This is a genomic window from Cognatundibacterium luofuense (assembly GCF_018139685.1).
Taxonomy (GTDB): domain Bacteria; phylum Pseudomonadota; class Gammaproteobacteria; order Burkholderiales; family Burkholderiaceae_D; genus Undibacterium; species Undibacterium luofuense.
In genome coordinates this window covers 1-353 of sequence record NZ_JAGSPN010000329.1, presented here as the reverse complement: position 1 = coordinate 353, position 353 = coordinate 1, and the positions used below count along the sequence as shown (strand labels likewise).

At 55.8% G+C, this 353-nt stretch carries 1 protein-coding gene; it reads left to right on the top strand.

Features of this window, described 5'->3' with window-relative positions; genetic code table 11:
- Positions 1-353: FAD-binding protein (locus tag KDM89_RS20640; protein ID WP_212689722.1), on the top strand; the 353-nt coding region annotated here is incomplete at both ends.

Sequence of the window (353 nt, the reverse complement as noted above, 5' to 3'; positions counted from 1 at the left end):
CAGGCTGATACTGGGTGGCGGCAGCAATCTGGTGCTGGCCGACCGTCTTGACCTGCTGGTTTTGCATATGTGTTTGAAAGGCAAGCAAATCGTTGGCAGCGATGCCGATACCGTGTATGTGCAGGCAGCAGCCGGTGAAAGCTGGCATGAGCTGGTGTTGTGGACCTTGGCACAAGGTATAGGCGGACTGGAAAATATGGCCCTGATACCGGGCACAGTTGGTGCGGCGCCAGTGCAAAATATCGGTGCTTACGGACTCGAGCTCAAGGACGTGTTCCATCATCTGGACGCGTTTGACTGGGATAGCGGTGAGCTGGTCACGCTCGATAAGGCAGCCTGTCAATTTGCCTACC